This window comes from Pseudomonas sp. B21-054 (genome assembly GCF_026016345.1).
Taxonomy (GTDB): domain Bacteria; phylum Pseudomonadota; class Gammaproteobacteria; order Pseudomonadales; family Pseudomonadaceae; genus Aquipseudomonas.
Genome location: NZ_CP087204.1, coordinates 3,677,608 through 3,699,868, shown reverse-complemented (window position 1 = coordinate 3,699,868; position 22,261 = coordinate 3,677,608). Strand labels below are relative to the sequence as shown.

Annotated in this window: 14 protein-coding genes; 10 read left to right on the top strand and 4 right to left on the bottom strand. The window is 60.9% G+C overall.

The window, feature by feature from the left end; genetic code table 11:
* Positions 1-2: 2 nt before the first annotated feature.
* The 3 genes from LOY70_RS16045 to LOY70_RS16035 all read right to left on the bottom strand — a co-directional run bounded on the left by LOY70_RS16045 (position 3) and on the right by LOY70_RS16035 (position 3,616).
* Positions 3-1,571 carry an MFS transporter gene (locus LOY70_RS16045; RefSeq protein WP_265028406.1) on the bottom strand — a complete coding sequence of 523 codons (1,569 nt, stop codon included), beginning with the start codon at positions 1,569-1,571 and terminating at the stop codon, positions 3-5.
* The gene (locus LOY70_RS16040) at positions 1,568-3,031 is read right to left on the bottom strand and encodes an efflux transporter outer membrane subunit (RefSeq protein ID WP_265028405.1); all 1,464 of its coding nucleotides are present in this window, start codon (positions 3,029-3,031) and stop codon (positions 1,568-1,570) included. Before LOY70_RS16040 ends, LOY70_RS16045 begins: the two co-directional genes overlap by 4 nt.
* A gap of 204 nt (positions 3,032-3,235) precedes the next feature.
* On the bottom strand, positions 3,236-3,616 hold the full coding sequence (locus LOY70_RS16035; protein ID WP_265028404.1) for a response regulator transcription factor: 381 nt from the start codon (positions 3,614-3,616) through the stop codon (positions 3,236-3,238).
* A gap of 368 nt (positions 3,617-3,984) precedes the next feature.
* Here LOY70_RS16035 and LOY70_RS16030 point away from each other — a divergent pair, with 368 nt between their 5' ends.
* From LOY70_RS16030 to LOY70_RS16005, 6 genes are all read left to right on the top strand, one after another.
* Positions 3,985-9,456 carry a trifunctional serine/threonine-protein kinase/ATP-binding protein/sensor histidine kinase gene (locus LOY70_RS16030; protein ID WP_265028403.1) on the top strand — a complete coding sequence of 1,824 codons (5,472 nt, stop codon included), beginning with the start codon at positions 3,985-3,987 and terminating at the stop codon, positions 9,454-9,456.
* Positions 9,457-9,623: 167 nt separating this feature from the next.
* Complete coding sequence (locus LOY70_RS16025) at positions 9,624-10,232, top strand: lecithin retinol acyltransferase family protein (protein ID WP_265028402.1); 609 nt, start codon at positions 9,624-9,626, stop codon at positions 10,230-10,232.
* 93 nt (positions 10,233-10,325) lie between these two features.
* A complete protein-coding gene (locus LOY70_RS16020; RefSeq protein ID WP_265028401.1) occupies positions 10,326-10,973 on the top strand; it encodes a response regulator transcription factor in 648 nt (215 codons plus the stop codon).
* Between the two features lie 122 nt (positions 10,974-11,095).
* Positions 11,096-12,358, top strand: coding sequence for a serine hydrolase domain-containing protein (locus tag LOY70_RS16015; RefSeq protein WP_265028400.1), 1,263 nt, complete (start codon positions 11,096-11,098; stop codon positions 12,356-12,358).
* Between the two features lie 120 nt (positions 12,359-12,478).
* Positions 12,479-13,813, top strand: coding sequence for an alginate export family protein (locus tag LOY70_RS16010; RefSeq protein ID WP_265028399.1), 1,335 nt, complete (start codon positions 12,479-12,481; stop codon positions 13,811-13,813).
* 38 nt (positions 13,814-13,851) lie between these two features.
* Positions 13,852-14,955: a polyamine ABC transporter substrate-binding protein gene (locus LOY70_RS16005; protein WP_265028398.1), complete on the top strand. Its 1,104-nt coding sequence runs from the start codon at positions 13,852-13,854 to the stop codon at positions 14,953-14,955.
* 48 nt (positions 14,956-15,003) lie between these two features.
* On the opposite strand, the gene LOY70_RS16000 is transcribed toward LOY70_RS16005, so the two are convergent.
* The gene (locus LOY70_RS16000; protein ID WP_265028397.1) at positions 15,004-15,615 is read right to left on the bottom strand and encodes a TetR/AcrR family transcriptional regulator; all 612 of its coding nucleotides are present in this window, start codon (positions 15,613-15,615) and stop codon (positions 15,004-15,006) included.
* A gap of 379 nt (positions 15,616-15,994) precedes the next feature.
* On the opposite strand from LOY70_RS16000, the gene gabP reads away from it, so the two are divergent.
* The 4 genes from gabP (at position 15,995) to LOY70_RS15980 (ending at position 22,191) form a co-directional block, all read left to right on the top strand.
* Positions 15,995-17,395 carry a GABA permease gene (gabP, locus tag LOY70_RS15995; protein WP_123416984.1) on the top strand — a complete coding sequence of 467 codons (1,401 nt, stop codon included), beginning with the start codon at positions 15,995-15,997 and terminating at the stop codon, positions 17,393-17,395.
* A 359-nt stretch (positions 17,396-17,754) separates the two neighbouring features.
* Complete coding sequence (locus LOY70_RS15990) at positions 17,755-19,476, top strand: type I secretion system permease/ATPase (RefSeq protein WP_265028396.1); 1,722 nt, start codon at positions 17,755-17,757, stop codon at positions 19,474-19,476.
* Positions 19,469-20,839, top strand: coding sequence for an HlyD family type I secretion periplasmic adaptor subunit (locus tag LOY70_RS15985; protein ID WP_025213931.1), 1,371 nt, complete (start codon positions 19,469-19,471; stop codon positions 20,837-20,839). Before LOY70_RS15990 ends, LOY70_RS15985 begins: the two co-directional genes overlap by 8 nt.
* Before the next feature lie 2 nt (positions 20,840-20,841).
* Positions 20,842-22,191 (top strand): TolC family outer membrane protein, encoded by a 1,350-nt coding sequence (locus tag LOY70_RS15980; protein WP_265028395.1) that lies wholly within the window; start codon positions 20,842-20,844, stop codon positions 22,189-22,191.
* Positions 22,192-22,261: the final 70 nt, after the last annotated feature.

The following is a 22,261-nucleotide window of genomic DNA, read 5'->3' as shown; positions in this document are numbered from 1 at the left end:
GGTCACCCATGGGAGGAAGAGGAAGACGAGGGGGACGAGGCCATACGCGTGACAGGTGCTGGGATGTAAGTCAGCCGCAACACGAGAGGAATCAGCAGCAGCGCTACAATGCCCAGCACGCGATAGGCATCGGCGATTGACAGTACCAACGACTGCTGGTCGATGACGCCCATCAGTTGTGACGGCTCCAGCCCGTGGGCGTAGCTGGCCAAGGCTGCACGGTCCAGCAACATCTCCCCATGGAAACGGCTCCGCACCGTCATGAGCTGACCCACCACCGCCGCACCGACCAGCGACCCGAAGGCTCGCAGCGTATTGATGGTGCCTGATACGTAAGGCCCCTCGGGAGGCTGCACGACGCTGGTGATCAGGAACAGCATCGACACCACCGCCATCGGCTGTCCAAAGGCTTGCAGGGTTTGCGCCATCACGAACTGGTCGCGATTCCAGTCGCTGGTCAATTGCGCACCGCACAGACAGGCCAGTGCGATCAGCAACAACCCCGACGCAAACACCAGGCGCGCATCGATCCACTTCCGGTACAGCAGCAGCGCCACCACTGGCCCCAGGATCAACTGCGGCAGCGCGACGATCAGACCGATGGAAGCCATTTGGAAGGGGCGATAGTGCTGGAGTGGCCCGAGATAGCTGGCCGGTAATAGTGAACTGGACATCAGCACTACCAGCAATGAGACGAACAGGATGCAGCCCAGTCCCAAGTTGCGACGGCCCAGGATCTGCAACTTGATGAACGGCGAGGGGTGATACCACTCGGTCAACAGATAGACCGCCAGCAACGCCAGCCCGGCGATCAACGAAGCGGTGATCAAGGGTGACTGGAACCAGTCCAGCCGTACGCCTTGATCCAGCGCGACGGTCATCGAACCGAGTGCCAGTACACCGCAGGCCAAGCCGGGCCAATTGGCTTGCCGAAAGCGTGGGTACTGAATGGATTCTTGCGGCAGCCCCCAGGCGATCAGCCCACCGGCGATGAAGGCCAGGGGAATGATCTGCCAGTACACCCAGCGCCAGTCCAGCAGCCCATCCGTCCAGTGTCCGGCGAGCCAGATGGACAGGTTGGGCGCGAAAGTCGCGGTCATCGCATACATCGCCAACCCATACAGTCGGATGGGCGGCGGCAGGAATTTCAGCGCCGCCATCATCAGCAACGGAATCGTCGTGCCGGCGGCAAGACCCTGCACGAAGCGCAAGACCAGCAGCAGGTCCAGGTTGTGGATGAAGGGCAGGATCAAAGCCAGCAGCGAGCAGGTGCCGAGCATCCACAGTTCGAGGCGACGCATCGAGAGCGTAATGGCAAACCACGCCGAAAAGGGCATGGCTATCAGTTCCCCGGCGCTGTACACCGTGGTGAGCCAGGAGGCATCGTCGAAACCCAGGCTCATTGCACCCCTTACATCCGCCAGCGCCAGCGCGCCGACCCGAGTGTTCAACCCCGCCATCATGGCCGCGAGGAAAATGCCGGCCAGACCGATCAACGGGCGCTTTGAAGGCTTGGCCAGGGACGTCTCGCGGGTCGCGGTGCTCGCTGGCGACAATGCGGTGCTGTTCATCGGACCGCCTCGGGCGCCCAACCACCGCCCAGGGATTTGTAGAGATTGACCACGGTGAGGGTGGCATTGGTCGTGCTGGCGTTGAGGTTGGTTTGGCTGGAAAGCAGATTGAGTTGCGCCGTCAGTACACTCAGATAATCAGCGGCACCTTGTTGATAGCCTCGTTCGGCCGCCTGCAGCGCTTGTTTGTTCTGCTCATAGGAAACCCGTAATTCATCGTGCTCACGCTGCTGGGCGGCCCAGGCGTCCAGGGCGTTGTCCACTTCATGCCAAGCTTGCAACACCGTTTTCCGATAGGCGAGGGCAGCACTTTTTTGCCGCGATTCGTTCAGGGCCAGACGCTGCGTCAAGCGCCCGCCCTGGAAGATCGGCAGGTAAACCGTCGGGCCGATGGAAAAGAACCGCGAGTCCCAGCTGCTGAGGTCACCGCTGTCGAAGGCTTCCACGCCGATTCGCCCTTTCAAGCCGATGCGCGGGTAGAAATCCGCCTTGGCCACGCCGATAGCCGCGGTGGCGGCATGCAGCTGCGCTTCGGCGCGAAGGATGTCCGGGCGTCGGCGGGCCAGTTCAGAGGAGACACCGACCGGAACCCGGGTGGGAAGCGAAGGCAAGGGCAGGGCATCGCGCAGTTGCGCATCGAGTGCACGGGGCTGTTCACCCATCAGCAATGCCAGTGCATTCATCTGGGCATTGCGACGCTGGCTCAGCTCGGGAAGCATGGCCTTGATCGTTGCCAGCTGTGCGCGAGCGGATGAGGTTTCGAAGCGCGTCGCGACGCCGTTGCGCTCGCGGCTTTCGGCCAGGGCGAGGGTCCGTTCGGCGATGCCCAGGTTCTGTTGGGCGATGTCCAATTGCGCCTGGGTGCCGCGCAGTTGCAAATAGGTTCGAGCCACTTCGGCAGCCAGCGCCACCCGTGCGGCTTCGCGGTCATACACCGTGGCTTGCAGAGTCGCCGCGGCACCCTCGCGCACGCGTTGTGCACGGCCCCACAGATCGACCTCCCAACTGGCATCGAAGCCAATCTGCCAGAAATTATTGGCGCCAGTCGGGGCGCCCAGTGCGGCAAACTTGCCGTGTTCGCTGAGGGCCTCACGGCTGTAGCTGGCGTTCGCGCCTACGCTGGGCAGCAACTGTGAAGCGGCGATGCCCAATTGCGCCCGGCTTTGCTCAATGCGTTCGGAGGCCATCTGCAAGTCGAGGTTGCCGGCCTGTGCGCGTGATTGCAGTTGGGCGAGCAGCGGGTCGTTGAACAGCAGCCACCATTGGGCAGGTACCGCGGTGGGGGGCCGGGGCGTGACGTTTGCGTGTTCCTGGCGGGGCGTCAGTTGCACGCTGCCAAGCCCGTCATCAGGTTTCATGAACTCTGGACCCACCGTACAACCGGTAAGCAAGACGGCGCTGAGCGCCATCGCACCTGTGTGTCGCAAGATGGTTTGGGGTGACTCGAAAAAAATCGACATGGCCGTTCCCCGAAAGATTGCAGCGTTGCTCGGCGAGCGGGCGCCGGGGGTCAATAAATCCAGGACAGCGACTCGTGTGCTGTGGGTTCATGTTATTGACGGATGCATGCGGGGGCACTTCTACATCGGTTCAGCAAAGCCATACCTCAGTGGCGGAGACTTATACAAAGGTATGTCGGGAGAAGAGCGATCTGTGCTGCGGTCTCAGTACCGCTGGCGCAGGGCGGTTTCGATGCAGTTCAACAGTTTGTCGGCTTCACAAGGTTTCGGAAGGCAGGCAACCAGCCCCGGTGTGTCGGCGCCGAGGCCGGGATAAGCCGTGATGAATATGGTGGGGATCCGAAAGCCCATGGCGCAGAGCTGTTCATGCAGCTCTACACCACTCATTCCGGGCATCTGGATATCGGAAATCAGGCAGTGCGTTGCGGCGGTGGCGTTTGCGCCAAGGAACTCCAAGGCACTGCGGTAGGTACGAACGCTATAGCCGCTGGAGCGTAATAAGCTATCCAAGGCTGTCCGGACGGACTCGTCATCATCAACCACTGCAATAGTCGTTGTCGTGCGCATCTGGGTGTCTTGCGTCATAGGGGTCGCCCGTAACAGCGCCTGTCGTACCTACAAGATACGCGGTCTCATAAGGCGAAGAAGTATACCTACGTATAACTCACTAAGACCAAAGGGTCGAAGGTTGCCTGGGGGGCTGCGGGGCGTCGTCTGCTGTGCTCAATTAATTGCTGTGAAGGATTTTCATGAGGCGCTAATCTAGGTGTCGGCAACACGAGCCGTTCTGGATCCCGACCCAAGCCTCATCCTCATTGGGCATCCAGCTCAGCCACGGAAGTCGCCCCATGGCGACGACATCGGCAAGTACGACATGACTCTGGACGACAGCCTGACGGCAACGTGCGGCAGATTACAAACGAGATAGTGTTCCCGTGCCGATGGATAACAACATGCAAATATTATGGGACGATGGTGAGCGGATTTTCTGTCGGGAATTGCGCTCGGGTGTAGACGGCGATCGCACTGTCCTGGTTGCCCGGCCCGCCACGGAACAGCCTCGCCCCGGCTGCCTTGGCCGTCTCGTGCATGAGTTCGGCCTGAAAGACGAACTGGATGGCGCCTGGTCGACACGACCGCTCGAGATGGTGCGTGAAGGGACCCAAATGCACCTGGTGCTCGAGGATCCAGGCGGCGTGCCTCTGGTGCAGCTACTGATCGCGTCCATGGACACGGCCTCTTTTCTGCGCCTTGCTGTGAGCATCGCCGTAGCACTGGGCAAACTTCACCAGCGCGGCCTCGTGCATAAAGATATCAAGCCCAGCCATATCCTGGTCAATTGCGCGGATGGACAGGCCCGGCTCACTGGATTCGGTCTTGCCTCGCGCTTGCCGCGGGAGCGACAGGCGCCCGAGACCCTAGCCGGCACGCTTGCCTATATGGCACCCGAGCAGACCGGCAGGATGAATCGCTCGATCGATTCGCGCAGTGACCTCTATTCCCTCGGCATCACGCTGTACCAGATGTTGACCGCCTCGCTGCCGTTCAGCGCCTCCGACCCGATCGAGTGGGTGCACTGCCATATCGCGAAGAAGCCCTTGTCCCCCAGCGAGCGGGTAGCGACCGTTCCCGAAATGCTGTCCCGGATTGTCATGAAGTTGCTCGCCAAGACCGCCGAGGAGCGCTACCAGACGGCTGCGAGCGTGGAACATGATCTGCGGCGCTGCCTGGCGGACTGGCAGCAGCTACGCCATATCAATACCTTTGTGCTGGGCGAACACGGTACGTCCGATCGGCTCTTGATACCCGAGAAGCTTTATGGGCGCGAGCGCGAAGTCGATACCCTGGTCGCGGCGTTCGGCCGGGTCGTTGCAAGCCACGCGCCGGAACTCGTCCTGGTCACGGGCTATTCCGGTATCGGCAAGTCCTCGGTGGTCAATGAGTTGCATAAAGTGCTGGTTCCACCGCGGGGGCTCTTCGCCAGCGGCAAGTTCGATCAATACCGCCGCGACATCCCCTATGCAACGCTGGTGCAGGCTTTCCAGAGCCTGGTGCGCACCTTGCTGGGCAAGAGCGACCCGGAATTGGCGAGCTGGCGTGACGCGCTACAGGAAGCGCTGGACGCCAATGCGCGGCTGATGACCGACCTCATTCCCGAACTGAAGCTCATCATCGGCGAGCCGCCACCGGTTTCGGCGCTTGACCCGCAGCAGGAACAACGCCGCTTCCTCCTGGTGTTCCGGCGCTTTATCGGGGTGTTCGCCCGTGAGGATCATCCGCTGGCGCTGTTTCTCGACGACTTGCAATGGCTCGACGTGGCAACGCTCGACTTGCTGGATGACCTGTTGACCAGCGCCGATGTGCGGCACCTGATGCTGGTGGGCGCCTACCGCAGCAACGAAGTGGACGCCACGCACCCGTTGACGGGCAAGCTCAAGGCCATTCGCAATGCCGGTGGCAGGGTCAGTGAGATCACGCTGGCGCCCCTCGCCAAGGTGCATATCGAGCAGTTGATCGCCGAGGCGCTCCATGACGAGCTTGAACGCATCGAGCCGCTGGCGCAGTTGGTGCTGGAAAAAACCGCTGGCAATCCGTTCTTCGTGATCCAGTTCTTGCAGGCGCTTGCCGATGAGCGACTGCTGACTTTCGATCACGAGGCGCGGCAGTGGTGGTGGGATCCGGAGCGTATTCATGCCAAGGGGTACACCGACAATATCGTCGACCTGATGGTGGGCAAACTGGTCCGCCTGCCCGTTGACACGCAGCTGGCGTTGCAGCAACTGGCCTGCCTGGGCAACGTTGCCGGGTTCAAGACACTTTCGACTGTTCTGGGCGTGCCCAAGACGCAGGTGCGGGCGGTACTGTGGGAGGCGATCCGCCAGGAACTGGTCGAGCGATTGGACGGCGCCTATGGGTTTGTTCATGACCGTATCCATGAGGCTGCCTACTCGCTGATCCCCCAGGATTCCCGCGCCGAGGCTCACTTGCGAATCGGACGGTTGCTCGCTGCGCAGACGTCCGCGCAGCAGCGAGAGGAGGCGATTTTTGAAATCGTGGGTCAGCTCAATCGCGGCGCCGCATTGCTGTCCGACCGGGACGAGCGAGAGCAGTTGGCCGAGTTCAACCTGATTGCCGGTCAACGTGCCAAGGCGTCGACGGCCTATGCTTCGGCACTCAACTACCTGACTACCGGGACTCAGTTGTTGGATGACGACTGCTGGGCGCGTCGGCACGGGTTGATTTTCGCGCTGGAGTTGAACCGGGGCGAGTGCGAACTCCTGACTGGACAACTGGCTGCCGCAGACGAGCGCCTCATGGCGCTGTCGAATCGCGCCAAGACGGTGATCGAGCGCGCCAGCGTTGCCTGCTTGCTCATGGATGTGTACCTGCTGCTGGATCGCAGCGACGGTGCGGTTGCGGTCTGCCTGGCCTACCTGCGGCACGTGGGTATCGAGTGGTCGGCCCATCCGAGCGACGATGAGGTGCGCCACGAGTACGACCGTATCGGCTCGTTGTTGGGGGGCCGGGCAATCGGGGATCTCATCGATTTGCCGCTAATGGAAGATGCCACGTCCCTCATGACCGTCAACGCGCTGAGCAAACTCTTCGCGCCGGCATTGCAGACCGACGCGAACCTGGCTTGCCTGCTGATCTGCAAGGCGGTCACCCTCAGCCTCGAGCATGGCAACTGCGATGCTTCCTGTGTGCTTTACGCCAATGTGTTCAGGGTCGCCGGCCGGCGGTTCGGTGACTATCAGGTAGGGTTCCGATTCGGGCAACTGGGCTGCGAACTGGTTGAGCGACGTGGCCTGACGCGATTCGAGGCCGCCACCTATCTCTGCTTTTCGAATTTTGCCGTGCGCTGGATGAAACCCGTGGGGCAATGCCGCGACCTGCTGCTCCGTTCGTTTACGGCGGCGAATCGGATCGGCGACCTGCCGTATGGCGCCTATGCGGGCAACAGCCTCACTTCCGATGCTCTTTTTGCCGGCGAGCCGCTCTCTGAGGTTCAGGAGGAAACCGAACGGGGCCTGGTTTACGCCCGGAAAGTGCGCTTCGGGCTGGTGGTCGATTTTATCGTCACACAGCTGGTGGTGATCCGGATGCTTCGGGGCTTGACGCCTACCTTCGGTTGCCTGGACGACGGCGAGTCCAACGAACTCGACACCGAAACCCATTTGTCCAGCAACCCAGACCTGGCACTGGCCGAATGTTGGTACTGGATCCGCAAATTGCAGGCCCGCTACATGGCCGATGATCCTGAAGCGGCCCTGGAGGCTGCGGCAAAGGCGCAGCAGTTGCTCTGGACGTCCCACTCGTTCTTCGAGGAGGCCGAATATCACTTTTATGACGCGCTGGCCCGAGCCGCGCGTTGCAACAGTATCCCAGTGCAAGAACATGGGCCGCACTTGATCGCGATGGTTGCCAATCACCAATGGCTCCAGGTCTGGGCTCAGCAGTGTCCGGAGAATTTCGCCAGCCGCGCCGCGCTGGTGGGCGCCGAGATCGCCCGCGTCGAAGGGCGGGTGATCGATGCCGAGTCGCTCTACGAGCAAGCCATCCATACCGCGCAGGAGAGTGGCTTTGTCCATATCGAGGCGCTGGCCAACGAACTCGCGTCTGGTTTCTACGCGGCCCGAGGCTTTGGCAAGATCGCCCGCGTCTACCTGCAGGATGCCCGTTACGGCTACTTGCATTGGGGCGCCGATGGCAAGGTGCGGCAACTGGAGGCTCGGTATCCGTCGCTGAAGGCCCAGGAGCAGGCGCCCGGCCCGACGGCTACGATGGCGACACTGGTCGAACATCTGGATCTTGCCACCGTACTCAAGGTTTCCCAGGCGGTGTCGGGTGAAATCGTCCTGGAAAAACTGATCGATACGATCATGGGCACCGCCATCGAACAGGCCGGCGCCGAACGCGGGCTGTTGATTCTGTCGGACGGCGCTGAGCATCGGATCGCTGCGCAAGTGACCTCCGATGGCAACGCCACCCAATTGCGCGATGCGCCGGTGAGCGGGCAGTTGTTGCCGGAGTCGATTCTTTATCATGTCCTGCGGACCCGAGAGAGCGTTTTCCTTGACGATGCCGTGGCCGATGCTTGGTTCGCCGCAGATCCTTATATCCGTCGACAACGTGCCCGTTCGATTCTCTGCCTGCCGTTGATGAACCAGGCCAAGCTCGTCGGCGCGCTCTATCTGGAAAACAATCTCGCCGCCCATGTGTTCAGTCCAACGCGGATTGCCGTGTTGAAGCTGGTGGCCTCACAGGCGGCCATCTCGTTGGAAAATGCTCGTTTGTACCGTGAGGTCGCTGAGCGCGAAGCGAAGATCCGCCGCCTCGTAGACGCCAATATCATTGGGATCCTGGTCTGGAACGCCGACGGCGACATCATCGAGGCCAACGAGGCCTTTCTGCGCATGTTGGGATACGAACGAGAGGATCTTGCCTCGGGCCGTCTGCGCTGGAGAGACCTGACGGCCCCTGAGTTTCGAGAGCTCAGCGAGCGTAAATTGGCGCACGCACTGCTGACCGGGCACGCCCGACCCTACGAGAAGGAATACTTCAGGAAAGATGGCAGTCGGCTACCGGTCATTGTTGGCTTGGCCATGTTCGAAGTCGGCAGCAGGGAAGGGGTCGCCTTCGTGCTGGACCTGACCGAGCGCAGACAGGCTGAAGAAAAAATCCGCGAGAGCGAGCGACGCTATCGCGAAGTGCAAGCCGAACTGGCCCACGCCAACCGTGTCGCGACCATGGGCCAGTTGGTGGCTTCGATCGCCCACGAAGTGAACCAGCCGATTGCCGCGGCCATCCTCAACGCCAATGCCGCATTGCGCTGGTTGAATGCCCAACCGCCCGAGATCGACGAGGTTCGCAAGGTCCTCGGGAGTCTCATTTTCGATGCCAACCGAGCCGCGGATGTACTCGGTCGTATTCGCGAGCATATCCGTAAGGCGCCACCGCAAAAGGGGGCGGTGGACATCAACGCAGCCATCAGCGAGATGATCGAGTTCACCCGTGGCCAGATCATCAAGAGTGGCGCCACGATACAGACACAACTCATGGACGGTTTGCCATTCATCGAAGGCGATCGTGTCGAAGTGCAACAGGTGTTGCTCAACCTGATCATGAATGCGCTCGAGGCAATGAGTGGCGTCAGCGAAGGCGAGCGGCAGTTGCTGATCTGCGCGGGGTTGGGCGATGCCGGTTGCGTGCTCGTGAGTGTGAGTGATTCGGGGCCGGGGTTCGCCGCGGAAGGTGTCGATCAGGTGTTCGCTTCTTTCTACACCACCAAGCCCACCGGCCTGGGGTTGGGGTTATCGATCTGTCGCTCGATCATCGAGGCACACGGCGGTTGTTTGAAGGCCAGTGCCAATCAGCCCCGTGGTGCCATCGTTCAGTTCACACTTCCTATCGCGCAATCTTGAACCCATTGCTCATCGGTGCCAGCGCCTCTGTGGGGCTGGCCCTGGGAGGATTAATACTTAGGTTTAAGGGTCGTATATTCATGGGTCACTGAAACCAATCGCACGTACAAATGAAACGCCACAGCCCCGGCGATATGTTGTCTAGCAAGGGTTGTGGAGTATTCATCATGAATGATTTAACGCTCGTCACCGTTGATAAGTTTTCCTCATTGCGTTCGATCGCACTTATTTGCCTGGCGCTCATCACGACGAACGTTTTCTATCGCTTGAGTGCGCCGCTGCCGGTGCCTCATCAGCCCGTTGAGCCACGCAACTGCGGCACACTGCCGGGGAGCCTGGCGGATGCTCCATTGACACTGTTAAATATCGAACAGCCCGCCAGTGGCGTGCCCGTCGGCGCGCACTTGATCAGCCCGCGCAGGTTCTATGTGCATCACGGCATATACCTTGGCAATGGGGAGGTGGCTCACTATTCGGGCTTCAGTGGTTCGCTTAAGTCCGGCCCCATCGAGGTGACCGATCTTGAACATTTCGCCAACGGTAAGCCGGTATGGTTAGTTCAAGAACACTGCAAGTATTCCAACGATGAAGTCGCCTGTCGGGCACGCTCAAGACTGGGTGAAAACCAATACAGTGTGCTCTCCAATAACTGCGAGCACTTTTGTAGCTGGTGCACCCACGGGGAAAATTACAGCGCCCAAGTCAACGCTTACCTCCACCGCCCGCGTTATCTTTTCGCATTGATTGCGGCCTTGGACGCTCACCTTTTTGCGTAGTTTCTATCTGATCGACCAGGCCCTTGCAGTCGAACTTTGGAGGCGAAGGTGCTGTGCTACAATTTTTTCGTTCACTCTCCCAGAGGATCCTGCATGAATGGCAATCCCTCATCCAATGAGCCGGGCAAGGGTTCCATGGTGTTCGTGGTGGATGACGATGCCTCCATGCGCGATGCGTTGAGTAACCTGTTGCGCTCTGCCGGGATTCGCGTCGAGACGTTTGCGTCCACCGCAGAGTTTCTTCGACTGCCCAGACCCGATTGCACCAGTTGCTTAGTCCTCGATGTACGACTTCAAGGCAATAGCGGCCTGGACTTCCAGACGCAATTGGCTGGGTCGAACGCGACTATCCCCATCATTTTCATCACCGGCCATGGCGACATCGAGATGTCGGTCAAGGCAATGAAAGCCGGTGCCGTGGACTTTCTGGCCAAACCGTTCCGTGAACAGGACCTGCTCGACGCTGTGTCAGCCGCACTCCAGGCCGACGTCAAGCGCCGGGAAGTCGAACGGCAATTCTCAGACCTGCATGCCCGTTACCAAACGCTGACCACCCGCGAGAAGGAAGTGATGGTCTTGGCCGCCAAAGGATTGATGAATAAACAAATTGCCGGACAGATGAACCTGAGCGAAATCACCGTGAAAATCCATCGCGGCCATGCCATGAAAAAAATGCATGCCAAGTCGTTCGCTGACCTGGTTCGAATGGCGCAATCCTTGGGCGTTGGGCAGGATCATTGAACGGGAGAGGATGAATGAGGGAAAAGTTTTTCTGATAAAAAGATTTATTGACTAAAGAATTACATCGGGTAATTATTCTCCTGCATCTGCTTTCACGCAGAGTCATTTTCAGGGGCAACCCGATGAGTCAGAACACCCTGCCTTCGTTGGCCAGTCTTTACGTCGGGGCGATTGAATCGTCATCCGATCCACGCATCGCACCGTTGCTTATGCAAGGCTTTCCGGCCGAACCTCACCACCGCGTCACTTGGCACAACTGGATGCAACCACCGTTCAATCAATGGGGGTTCCGCAACCTGGCGCGCCTGCGTCCCTCCATTGATGTGCAGGCGGGGACCGCACCGGCCAACGCGTTCAAACAGGTCCCTCGGCCACTGGATGAGCTGCACTTCGACAGCGAGTCGGGTTTGAGTATCAGCGTTATCGAGCACCTGATCGCCAGTCAGACCGACGCTTTCCTGGTGCTGCAAGGCGACACGGTGCTGTTTGAACGGTACTTCAACGGTCAGCGGCCCCAGGACCGGCACGTGATGTTTTCGGTGACCAAGTCGCTGATCGGCACCCTCGGCGAACAGCTGGTCAGTGAGGGCGTCCTGGATCCAGCGTTGCCCGCGGCCCATTACGTACCTGAACTGACGGGCAGCGCATTTGCGGACGCCAGCGTACGACAGCTGTTCGACATGGCCGTGGGCATCGACTACAGCGAAGTCTATGAGGATCCGAATTCCGAGAGCTCCCAGTACGGCTACGCCTGTGGTTTCCAGCCGGCACCGGCGCAATACGCCCAGTTCGAATCCCTGTACCAATACCTGCCGTCTCTCAGAAAACGTGGCAGCCACGGTGGTTTTTTTCATTATGTGACCGCCACCACCGAAGCATTGGCCTGGGTCATGGAGCGTGCTGGCGGCAAGGCCTGTCACGAGTTGCTGCAAGAGATCTGGAGCCAGCTGGGCTGTGAGCGCGACGGCTACTTCATGGCCGACCCTTGGGGACGCAGCGTTGCCGGTGCCGGTTTCAGTGCCACCTTGCGAGACATGGCGCGTTTCGGTCGCCTGCTGGCCAACGATGGCCGCCTGGAGGGGCGGCAACTGCTCTCGAGCGAGACGATCGCCCGGATCGCCGCCGGTTCGGACCCGGCGATCTACGCCACATGCTCCGATTTCTCGGCATGGACCCCTGGCGCGTCCTACCGCAGCCAGTGGTACGTCTTCAATGACCACTCCCAGGCCCTCATGGCCGGTGGCATTCACGGCCAATACCTGTTCGTCGACAAACCCTCTGGCGTGGTGATCGTCAAGCAGTCGTCCCTGGGCGAAGCCGTCAGCCCGTTCGACGGGGACAGCGTGCGCATGCTGCGTGCCATCGCGGCGGACCTTGCCCGCTGACGTCGCCCGATAAAAAAACAAGAGATTTGCGTTCCGTTCACCTGGCCCGGCCAGGTGTTGGCGACGCTCTGCGCCGCCATTCACTGCCCTGTAACAACAATAATCACACAGGAGCTTCATATGGTTTGCATGACACGTTGGTCTCGAGCGCTCTTAGCGTTCGGCTTACCCCTGACCACCCAAGCTGCGTGGGCGGGCTATACCTTCGAAGACGGAGCCCTCAAGGGTGAGGTCAACCTCACGGCCGGTGCGGCGACCGTCTTCACGCGCAACGTCAATTTCGGCGCTGGCCGGGTTGATCTGCGCAGTCGCCGCAATGACGGGACGAAAATCGATTGGCAGGAGTTCTACATCAAGCCCGGTGTCACCCTGGACTACGCCTTGCAGCCGGACTTCAGCCTGCTGGCCGGTGGTTCGTTCGTGGCGGCGACCACCGTGGGCGATGGCGATGCCGGCGGCTTCACGCGCAGTTCTGACGGTGACGTGGCGGTCGAGGAGCTCTACGGCGGCTTCCGGGCCGGGGAGTGGAAGTTCACGGCGGGCCGCCAGAACTACATGATCGGCACTGGCTTCATCGTCATGGACGGTAACCTTGATCAGTTCGACGACGGTGCCTATTGGCTCGCACCGAGAACCGCATTCAAGGATTCCGCCATCCTGGCCTGGGATCATGGCGCGCTGAAGACCCAGGCTTTCACCTTGCGTACCGACGACGACCTGGGTGATTTCCGGATGACCGGCGTCAACCTGGACTACAACCTTGACGGTCAGGTGACGCTGGGGGCCATGGCGATGAAGGTTGATTCCCTTGCGCCCAAGGGCTCGACACCATTGAGCCGTGACGGTATGCGGGTGTACAACGTACGGGCGCTCAACGCCAAGGTGCCGGGCCTGCCGGCACTGACCCTCAACGCCGAATATGCGTTGCAGCGGGGCAGTGGTGCCGGGGTCGACTACGATGCCAAGGCCTGGTACGGCCAGGCGGACTATGCCTTCGATACGTTGCCGTTGACGCCGATCCTCGGTTATCGCTACGCCAGTTTTTCCGGCGACGACGACCTCACCGATAACCGGCAGGAGTCCTGGGACCCCCTCAGCAAAGGTTTTATCGATTGGGGCACCTGGCTGGTGGGCGATGTCGTGGGCAACTACCTGCTGTTCAACAGCAACGAAAACGTCCAGCAGTTCTCCCTCAAGACCCACCTCAACGAAACCCTGACGCTCGGTGCAATTCACTACCAGTTCTGGCTGGACGAAAAAAACTACATGGGCGCAGCCGTCAGTGACCGACGTTTTGCCGATGAGAGCGTAATCTTCCTCGACTGGGCTGCCTCGAAGTCGTTGAGCACCTCGCTGTCCTACAACTGGGTCAAACCCATGGCCGCGGCCAAGCAGATCTTTGGCAATGACCAGAAATTCAGCGCGCTGGAACTCTACCTCACCTACCGCTATTAAGTGCCGCGAGCCTTCGCGGCCGCGCTGGAGTTTTCATCATGAACCTGTTTTTGCGTAACACCTTGCTGGGTGCTGTCGTTTCAATGCTGGTCAGTGGCGTGAGCCTGGCCGAAGAGCGGACAGTGCGGATCTACAACTGGATCGAGTACCTGCCGCCGGAAATCCTGAAGAGCTTCCAGGAAGAAACCGGGATCCGCCCGATCTATGACGTGTTTGATAGCGTCGAGACCCTGGAATCGAAACTCCTGACCGGTAACTCTGGATATGACGTGGTCTACCCCAGCAGTTCCAATGTCAGCCACCTGATTGCCGCCGGCGCGGTCCAGCCCCTGGACCGCAGCCAATTGCCCAACTGGCAGCACCTGGACCCTGAGTTCATGAAAACCCTGGAAGCCGTCGGCGACGAAGGCAACCGCTACGCGGCACCGTATCTCTGGGGCACGACCCTGATCGGCTACAACGTCGACAAGGTTCGGCAGGTACTTGGTGCGGATGTGCAGATGAACACCTGGGACATCATCTTCAAGGAAGAGAACATGGCCAAGCTGGCCAGTTGCGGCGTCGGTTTCCTCGATGCGGCCAACGAGATCGTGCCCATCGCCCTGCATTACAAAGGCCTGGATCCCAACAGCCAGAAGCGCGAGGACTACCCGAAAGCCCAGGAGGCGATGCGCACTGTTCGCCCGTACATCACCTATTTCAATTCGTCGCGCTATGGCATGGACCTGGCCAACGGTGAGATCTGCGTCGGGGTGGGCTGGTCGGGCGGCGTGGCTCTGGCGACGCGACTGGCCGATGCCGCTGGCAAAGGCGTCAAGGTGGCGATGGCCTTACCCAAGGAAGGTGCGCCGATGTGGGCGGACGTAATGATGGTGCCTACCAACGCCCCTCATACCGCGGAGGCCTACGCCTTCATCAACTACATCTTGCGTCCGGATGTGATTGCCCGGATCAGCAACAAGATCGGTTACCCCAATCCGAACAAGGACGCCACGGCATTGGTGGACGCGGAAATTCGTAGCAACCCGGCCATGTACATACCGGACGAAGCTCGCAAAACCTTGTTTATGTTGGAGCCCGTGCCGGCTGCCGTGGAGCGGATCCGCACTCGCACCTGGACCGCCATCAAGACCAATCGCTGATCAGGGTAGCCCGGCGTCGCGACGCCGGGCGCTCATCGGTGGATGTGCTCAGGCGCGCATGCCATGGAACAGCAGCTCAGTGATACGCCGGACCTGCGTGGAATGGGCTTCGATATCCGGCTGTTCCTGGTTCACCAGCCTGTACAGCTGCAAGTGCGAGTAATCGTTCAACAAGAAGGCGGCGAGTTCGACGTCGAGGTCGGCGCGCAGCTTGCCAGCCTGCTGCAATTCTCTGATCAGACCGCTGATCTCAGTCCTGAGCGCATCGTTCATGGCCCGATAGCCCTCAGGCAGTCCGTTGTTCCCTCCAAACAGGATCAGTGGCAGCAACTCACGCCAGAGGCTGGGGTGCATGACCTCCAGGGCGTAACCGGTGAGCAGCCGTTCCAGGTAGCACAGCGCTTCGACAGGATCTTCTATTTCCGGGATCTGGCTGCGGGTGTCCTTGAGCGCACGCTGGTCGGCCTCGTGCAGGATCTCAAGGATGATCTCCTGCTTGTTGCCGAAGTATTTGAAGACCGTCGGCGCCGACACCCCGGCCTGGCTGGCGATTTGTTCGATGGTGGTGTTCTGGAAACCCTGGCGCTCGAACAGTTCCACCGCCGCCTTACTGATGGCTTGGCGTCGCTCGGCTTTTTGACGTTCACGCAGTCCGCTCACGGGAGGTCCTTGTCGTTGGAAAGAGGAGGGCATCGCATAGCCCTCAGGGTCCATGCAAAATACTTAACTGGGTAAAATCTTTAAAGCATTTATTTCGCCCCAGGCTTGTTCGACGACGGACCTTCAGGCGCGGCCCAGACGCCAAGACGAGGCAAAAAGCCATGTCTTGCCTGGCGAGATCAGGCACTCGGACGGCGCGCTCAGGTAACTGACTCGAGAGGGAAGACGGGTAACGTGGCGCAACTTTTCACCGCAGGGCGCAAGTGCTTGAGGGTGAATCAAAACATTCACGATGTGCCGCTTTCAGGAGGAGGCGTAAACGCAGAACACCGACTGTCCCTCAGCGCGCCTCAATGTCGATTCACAAGAGAATAAGAAAATGACCAGCCCGAATTTCAAGGATTCGAACGGCCACTTGGCACAGGGCTTCAAGCCTCGTCACGTCACCATGCTTTCCATTGCCGGGATTATCGGCGCAGGCCTGTTTGTCGGATCAGGCCACGCCATCGCAGCCGCGGGCCCGGCCGTGATGCTGGCCTATCTGTTCTCGGGCCTGCTGGTGGTGCTTGTCATGCGCATGCTGGGTGAAATGGCGGTCGCCAATCCGGACACCGGCTCATTTTCCACCTATGCCGACCAGGCCATCGGACGCTGGGCCGGCTTCACCATCGGTTGGCTCTACTGGTGGTTCTGGGTGCTGGTGATCCCCATCGAAGCGCTCGCCGCCGGGCATGTACTGAACCAATGGTTTCCCGCCATCGATGCCTGGCTGTTCGCCTCGGTGTCGATCATCGCCCTGGCCGTGACGAACCTGTTCAGCGTGTCCAAGTACGGGGAATTCGAGTTCTGGTTCGCCATGGCCAAGGTCGTGGCGATCATCGGTTTCATTTCCCTGGGGTTCGCCGTGTTGATGGGCTGGATTCCCGAGCGTGAGGCCAGTGGCTTGACTCGACTGATGGAGGAACATGGCGGGTTTGCGCCCAATGGCCTGTCGGCCGTCGTGGGCGCCTTCATCACCATCATGTTCAGTTTTATCGGTACGGAGGCGGTGACCATCGCCGCGGCCGAATCCAGCAACCCTGCGCAGAACATTGCCAAGGCAACGCGCTCGGTGATCTGGCGCATTGGCGTGTTCTATCTGCTGTCGATCTTCGTGGTCATTTCGGTGGTGCCGTGGAACGATCCGCTCCTGGCTTCGGTGGGTTCCTACCAACGGGCGCTGGAATTGATGAACATCCCCCACGCCAAATTCATGGTGGATGTGGTGGTGTTGATTGCCGTGGCCAGTTGCATGAACTCCTCGATCTACATTGCTTCGCGCATGTTGTATTCGCTGGGCCGGCGTGGCGATGCACCAAAGGCAGTGAAAGTGACGTCGTCGGTCGGCGTGCCCAGGGCCGCAGTGGTCGCCAGTACCGTGCTGGGGTTGGGTGTTACCTTGTTCAGCTACTTCATGCCTGCGGGCTTGTTCCAGTTCCTGCTCGCCAGTTCCGGCGCCATCGCCTTGCTGGTGTACCTGGTGATTGCGGTGTCTCAGTTGCGCATGCGCCGGATGCTGTCGCGCCAGAATGTCGAGTTGCCCTTGCGCATGTGGCTGTTTCCCTGGCTCACCTGGCTGGTCATCGTGTTCATCTCTGGCGCCCTGACCGTCATGATGGTGACGCCGGAGCACCGCAGCGAGGTCAGCACCACCCTTGGATTGGCCCTGGTCATTTCCTTTATCGGGCTGATCACCTCGCGCCATCCGTCGCCGGCTGAGAGAGCGGCTTCCCTGGGTTAGACCAGGCCGTCCCACGATTCAAATTGCCCCCGTCCATCGCCCATCCATACATCCGCCTCCCTTAGCCTTGTCGGCGCGAAAGCGCCTTGCACCGACAAGGCTTATCCGCGAAGCCTGTCCAGCCCGCCCAGCCGTCTGTCTTGACGTGCCGCTTCCTGCCCGTTATCGGGAAAAAACACTGGCCCCATGCTGGCAACTAACCTGTGGTTACGTTGTCAGTATTTGGCGTCTGTAGCGGCGACGATCGGCTCCGATCGCGACACGTCAGCAACATGACGCTCTTTTTTTTGACGCCTTTGGGCAAATTACTCGCGATGGATTGCGCCGGGACCGACTATTCCTTTGCGGGTTGATTTTCTATGCGCTTTCTACTCGATCCGCGTCATGACATTGATGCTGCCTTACTCAGCTATCGCCGGGTGTTCTGGTCCCTGGCACTGTTCAGCGGCGTGATCAATCTGCTGGTGTTGGTGCCATCGCTCTACATGATGCAGGTGTATGACCGGGTATTGACCAGCCGCAACGAAACCACCTTGTTCATGCTCACCTTGATCGCCCTGGGACTGTTCATGTTCAGCGCTCTGATCGAGTGGGTGCGCGGCCAGGTGATGATTCGCATGAGCGCGGGGCTGGACGATGCCTTGGGCGAGCGGATTTTCGACGCCGCCTTCGCCCGCAGCCTGCGCGAGCACAACGCCAACCCGGCGCAGGTGCTCAGCGACTTGGCCACGCTGCGGCAGTTGATCACCGGGCAGGGCTTGATTGCCTTGCTCGATGCGCCGTGGTTGCCGATCTTCCTGCTGGTGGCGTTCATCTTTCACCCCTGGTTCGGGATTCTGACGCTGGTGCTCGCCCTGGTGCTGATCGGCCTGGCGCTGTGGGGCGAGCTGGCGACTCGGACGCGCCTGGGGGAGGCCAATCGGTTGGGCGTGCAGTCGTCGATCTATGTCAACAGCACGCTGCACAATGCCGAGGTCATCCAGGCCCTGGGCATGCTCGGGCCGTTGCGCCAGCGCTGGAGCTTGCTGCAACAACGCATCATTGCCGCTCAGGCCCATGCCAGCGACCGCAGCGCGCGTATCACTTCGACCACCCGTTTCGTGCGCATCTCTGGGCAATCGTTGGCCCTGGGCCTCGGGGCGTTGTTGGTGCTTGAAGGTCAATTGTCGGCGGGCATGATGATTGCGATGTCGCTGCTGCTGGGGCGTGCCTTGGCACCTGTGGAAATCGCCATCGGCTCGTGGAAGCAATTCAACGCCGGGCGCCAGAGCTACCAGCGCCTGAGCCAGCTCTTGGCCCAACACCCGCGCGATCGCCTGCGCATGCCCTTGCCGCCGCCCACCGGCGCGGTGCGCCTGGAGCAGGTGTATGTCGGTCCGCCCGGCGCCACGCAGCCGATTCTACGGGGCATCAATTTCAGCCTGGCCAAAGGTGACGTGCTCGCCGTTGTCGGCGCCAGTGCCAGTGGCAAGTCGACCCTGGCCAGGGCGCTGGTTGGGGTCTGGCCGGCCATGGGCGGGTCGGTGCGCCTGGACGGCGCCGAAATCGGCCAATGGTCCCACGACGCCCTCGGCCCGCATCTGGGTTACCTGCCGCAAGACATCGAGCTGTTCGATGGCACGGTGGCCGACAACATTGCCCGTTTCGGTGAGCAGGACGCCGACAAAATCATCACCGCCAGCCGTCACGCCGGTATCCACGAGATGATCCTGAGGTTTCCCAAGGGCTACGACACACCGTTGGGACCCGGCGGACTTGGCTTGTCCGGTGGGCAAAAACAACGCCTGGGCCTGGCCCGCGCACTCTACGGCCACCCAACGCTGATCGTCCTCGACGAGCCCAATTCCAACCTGGATGAGGCCGGCGAGCTGGCGCTGGTGCAGGCCATCAGTGCGCTCAAGGCCGCCGGCAGCACCGTGGTGCTGATTACCCATCGGCCCAATGTGCTGGCGGTGGTCGATCACATCCTGGTGCTCAAGGACGGTACCCAACACGCATTTGGCCCCCGGGACCGGGTGCTCAAGGCCTTGATGCCAGCCCCCCGATCGGCTGCGGTAAGGGAGGCTGGCGAAGATGCGTGATCTGACCCCGGGTACCCAAGCGTACAGCGAGCAAGGGCTGAGTGTGCGCAGCGGCAATACGCTGCCGAGTGCCAGTACCGACGCGGGCGGTGCCGCTCGCTATGGTGTGGCTTTCCTGGTCGTGGCGCTGGGCGGCGCGTTGCTCTGGGCTTGCCTGGCACCGCTCGACCAAGGCGTCGTGGGCAGTGGCACCGTGGTGGTGGCGGGCGAGCGCAAGGCGGTGCAGTCACTGGTTGGCGGGGTGGTGGAAAAGCTGCTGGTCAGCGATGGCGATCGCGTCAGCCAGGGCCAGTTGCTGGTGCAGCTCAATACGGTGCAGGCGCAGTCACAACGGGACGTGACCCTGGGCAAGTTGCTGAATGATCGCAGCGTCGAGGCGCGGTTGATTGCCGAGCGCCTGGGCAGCGCCGAGATCCAATGGCCCGCCGAGCTGCTGGCCCGCGCCGACGAGCCACGGGTCAAGGCAGCCATGGCCTTGCAGACCCAACTGTTCATGACCCGTCGCGCGGAGCTGGGCAGTCGCTTGCAGATCATCGAGCACGAAGCCGCCGCGTTGCAGCAACAGTTGCTCGGCTATGAAGGCGTCAAGCGTAACTACGACGCGCAAATGCGCTTCCAGCAACAGGAACTCGAAGGCCTGCGGGACCTGGCGCGGGAAGGCTACGTGCCGCGCAACAAGCTCTTCGAGGCCGAGCGCAATGCGGCGCAACTGGCCGGTCAGATTGCTTCCGGCGTGGGCGATGTCGGCAGGACTCGCCAGGCGATCAACGAAAGCCGGCTCAAGGCGCTGCAGGCGCAACAAGAGTTCCGTCGCGATGCCGAAACCCAGCTCAGCGAGGTGTCCGCCGAGGCGGCCGGTTATGTCGATCAGATCCGCGCCTTGCAGTTCGAAGTCGACAACGGTGCGATCCGCGCACCCGTGGCCGGGCAGGTGATGGACGTCAGCATTCACACGGTGGGCGGCGTGGTGCAAGCCGGACAAAACCTGATGCAGGTGGTGCCGCTGGATGCGCCGATGGCGATTACCGCGCGTTTCGAGCCGTTGATGGCCAACAAATTGCGCCCGGGGTTGCCGGTGCATGTGCATTTCACCGCCCTGCAGCGGGTGGACACACCGACGGTCACCGGTACCGTGACCACGGTGTCGGCGGACCAATTGATCAATGAACAGACACACCAGCCGTACTTCTCCGCCAAGGTCGAGATTCCCGCCGATACGGTGGCCTCGCTACAGGCCGCCGGGTTGTGGGTGCGCCCGGGCATGCTCGCCGATGTCACCGTGGTGACGGGCGAACGCACCTTGATGAATTACCTGATGAAACCCCTGCGCGAACGCTTGCTTGCGGCCTTCAAGGAGGAATGAGCATGACCGACCGTTGCCGTTACCGCTCTTGTCTATGGTTAAGCCTGTGTATCAGTTGGGCCGCGATCAGCCCCGTGCGGGCGGCCGACGGCGGCTTTAGCCTGACCGCCGCCTACGATGCCTCACGCCTCAACGATCCGACCGTGCAATCGGCCGCCCACGCGTTCGAAGCCTCACGGCATGAAGAGGACATCGGTCGCGGCGGCCTCTATCCGCAAGTGTCGCTGACATCGCGTTACGGCTACGGCGGGCGTACCGACGGTGGCGACGATAGCAGCTACGTCAACAGTAACGATTACCAGGCGAACAACGTCACCCTGGCGGCGCAACAGCCGCTCTACGACAAGGGGCGCTGGGCGGCGTATCAGGAGGGCAAGGCCAGGGGAAAGCTGGGTAGCCAGCTGTTCGACGTCGCCGGCCAGACCTTGTACGACCGGGTTGCCAAGGGCTATTTCGACGTCGCCCGGGCCGAGAACGAGATCAAGTTGATCGCCCAGCAGAAAGCCGTCATCAGTGGGTTGGTCACCCAGAGCCAAAAGCTCTATCAGGGCGGCCAGGGAGCAGTCACCGATATTGATGAGGCCCAGGCCCGGCTCGACCTGGTAGAGGCCCAGGAGACCGAAGCCCAGGCCCGTCGAGTGGCGGCGCTGCGAGCGTTATCCGGCCGCGCCAGTGTGCCCATCGATGACATCCAGCCGATGCGCGAGGAGCTTGCCGCCGGCAGCCCAATCCCGCCGGAGCAGGATTTGTCCTATTGGACGGCGATTGCCCGTGAGGCCAGCCCCGAACTGGCGGCCCGACTGGCGGCGGTGAAAGTCGCCGAGGCGCAGGCCGACAGCCAGCGCGCCGGGCATTATCCAACCTTGTCGCTGACCACTCAGCTGACCCGCCGGGAAACCCGCCAGTACCAGGAACTCGATCCGCGCCAGGACACGTACTACGTGGGGGTCCAGCTGGATATTCCGTTGTACCGTGGCGGTGCCGTGCGTGCCTCCGTGGCCAAGGCTGAAGCGCAACTGGCCGGTGCCCAGTCCGACTATGATGTGCAGCGTCAACAATTGGCCGAGGATATCGAAGCCGATTATCTGGGGGTGGTGGCCGGGTTCGCCAAGAGCAAGGCGATGCAACGGGCGGTGGAGTCCAATCAGCGGGCACTGACCTCCACGGAAAAAGGCTTCCAGGGTGGTGTGCGCTCTACGGTGGATATTCTTGATGCACAGCAGCGGCTATTCCAGGCGCGTCGAGATTTGCTTAACACCAAGCTCGACATGTTGCAGAGCTATGTGAGTCTGCATACCCACACTGGCCAGATGAATCGCGCGGTTCTGGAGCAGGTGCAGAATCTGTTTTAAGACGTCTGGGGGGGGGTATAGTTGGTGTGTATATCCGTTTTTTTGGTAACGGCGACTTATGGTTCCGCCC

Coding starts and splice junctions, on each gene's coding strand:
- LOY70_RS16010 (WP_265028399.1), top strand. CDS start 12,479: ATGGTTTGCATGACACGTTGGTCTCGAGCGCTCTTAGCGTTCGGCTTA.
- LOY70_RS16015 (WP_265028400.1), top strand. CDS start 11,096: ATGAGTCAGAACACCCTGCCTTCGTTGGCCAGTCTTTACGTCGGGGCG.
- LOY70_RS16040 (WP_265028405.1), bottom strand. CDS start 3,031: ATGTCGATTTTTTTCGAGTCACCCCAAACCATCTTGCGACACACAGGT.
- LOY70_RS15990 (WP_265028396.1), top strand. CDS start 17,755: ATGCGCTTTCTACTCGATCCGCGTCATGACATTGATGCTGCCTTACTC.
- LOY70_RS16030 (WP_265028403.1), top strand. CDS start 3,985: ATGCAAATATTATGGGACGATGGTGAGCGGATTTTCTGTCGGGAATTG.
- gabP (WP_123416984.1), top strand. CDS start 15,995: ATGACCAGCCCGAATTTCAAGGATTCGAACGGCCACTTGGCACAGGGC.
- LOY70_RS16020 (WP_265028401.1), top strand. CDS start 10,326: ATGAATGGCAATCCCTCATCCAATGAGCCGGGCAAGGGTTCCATGGTG.
- LOY70_RS16045 (WP_265028406.1), bottom strand. CDS start 1,571: ATGAACAGCACCGCATTGTCGCCAGCGAGCACCGCGACCCGCGAGACG.
- LOY70_RS16005 (WP_265028398.1), top strand. CDS start 13,852: ATGAACCTGTTTTTGCGTAACACCTTGCTGGGTGCTGTCGTTTCAATG.
- LOY70_RS16025 (WP_265028402.1), top strand. CDS start 9,624: ATGAATGATTTAACGCTCGTCACCGTTGATAAGTTTTCCTCATTGCGT.
- LOY70_RS16035 (WP_265028404.1), bottom strand. CDS start 3,616: ATGACGCAAGACACCCAGATGCGCACGACAACGACTATTGCAGTGGTT.
- LOY70_RS15980 (WP_265028395.1), top strand. CDS start 20,842: ATGACCGACCGTTGCCGTTACCGCTCTTGTCTATGGTTAAGCCTGTGT.
- LOY70_RS15985 (WP_025213931.1), top strand. CDS start 19,469: ATGCGTGATCTGACCCCGGGTACCCAAGCGTACAGCGAGCAAGGGCTG.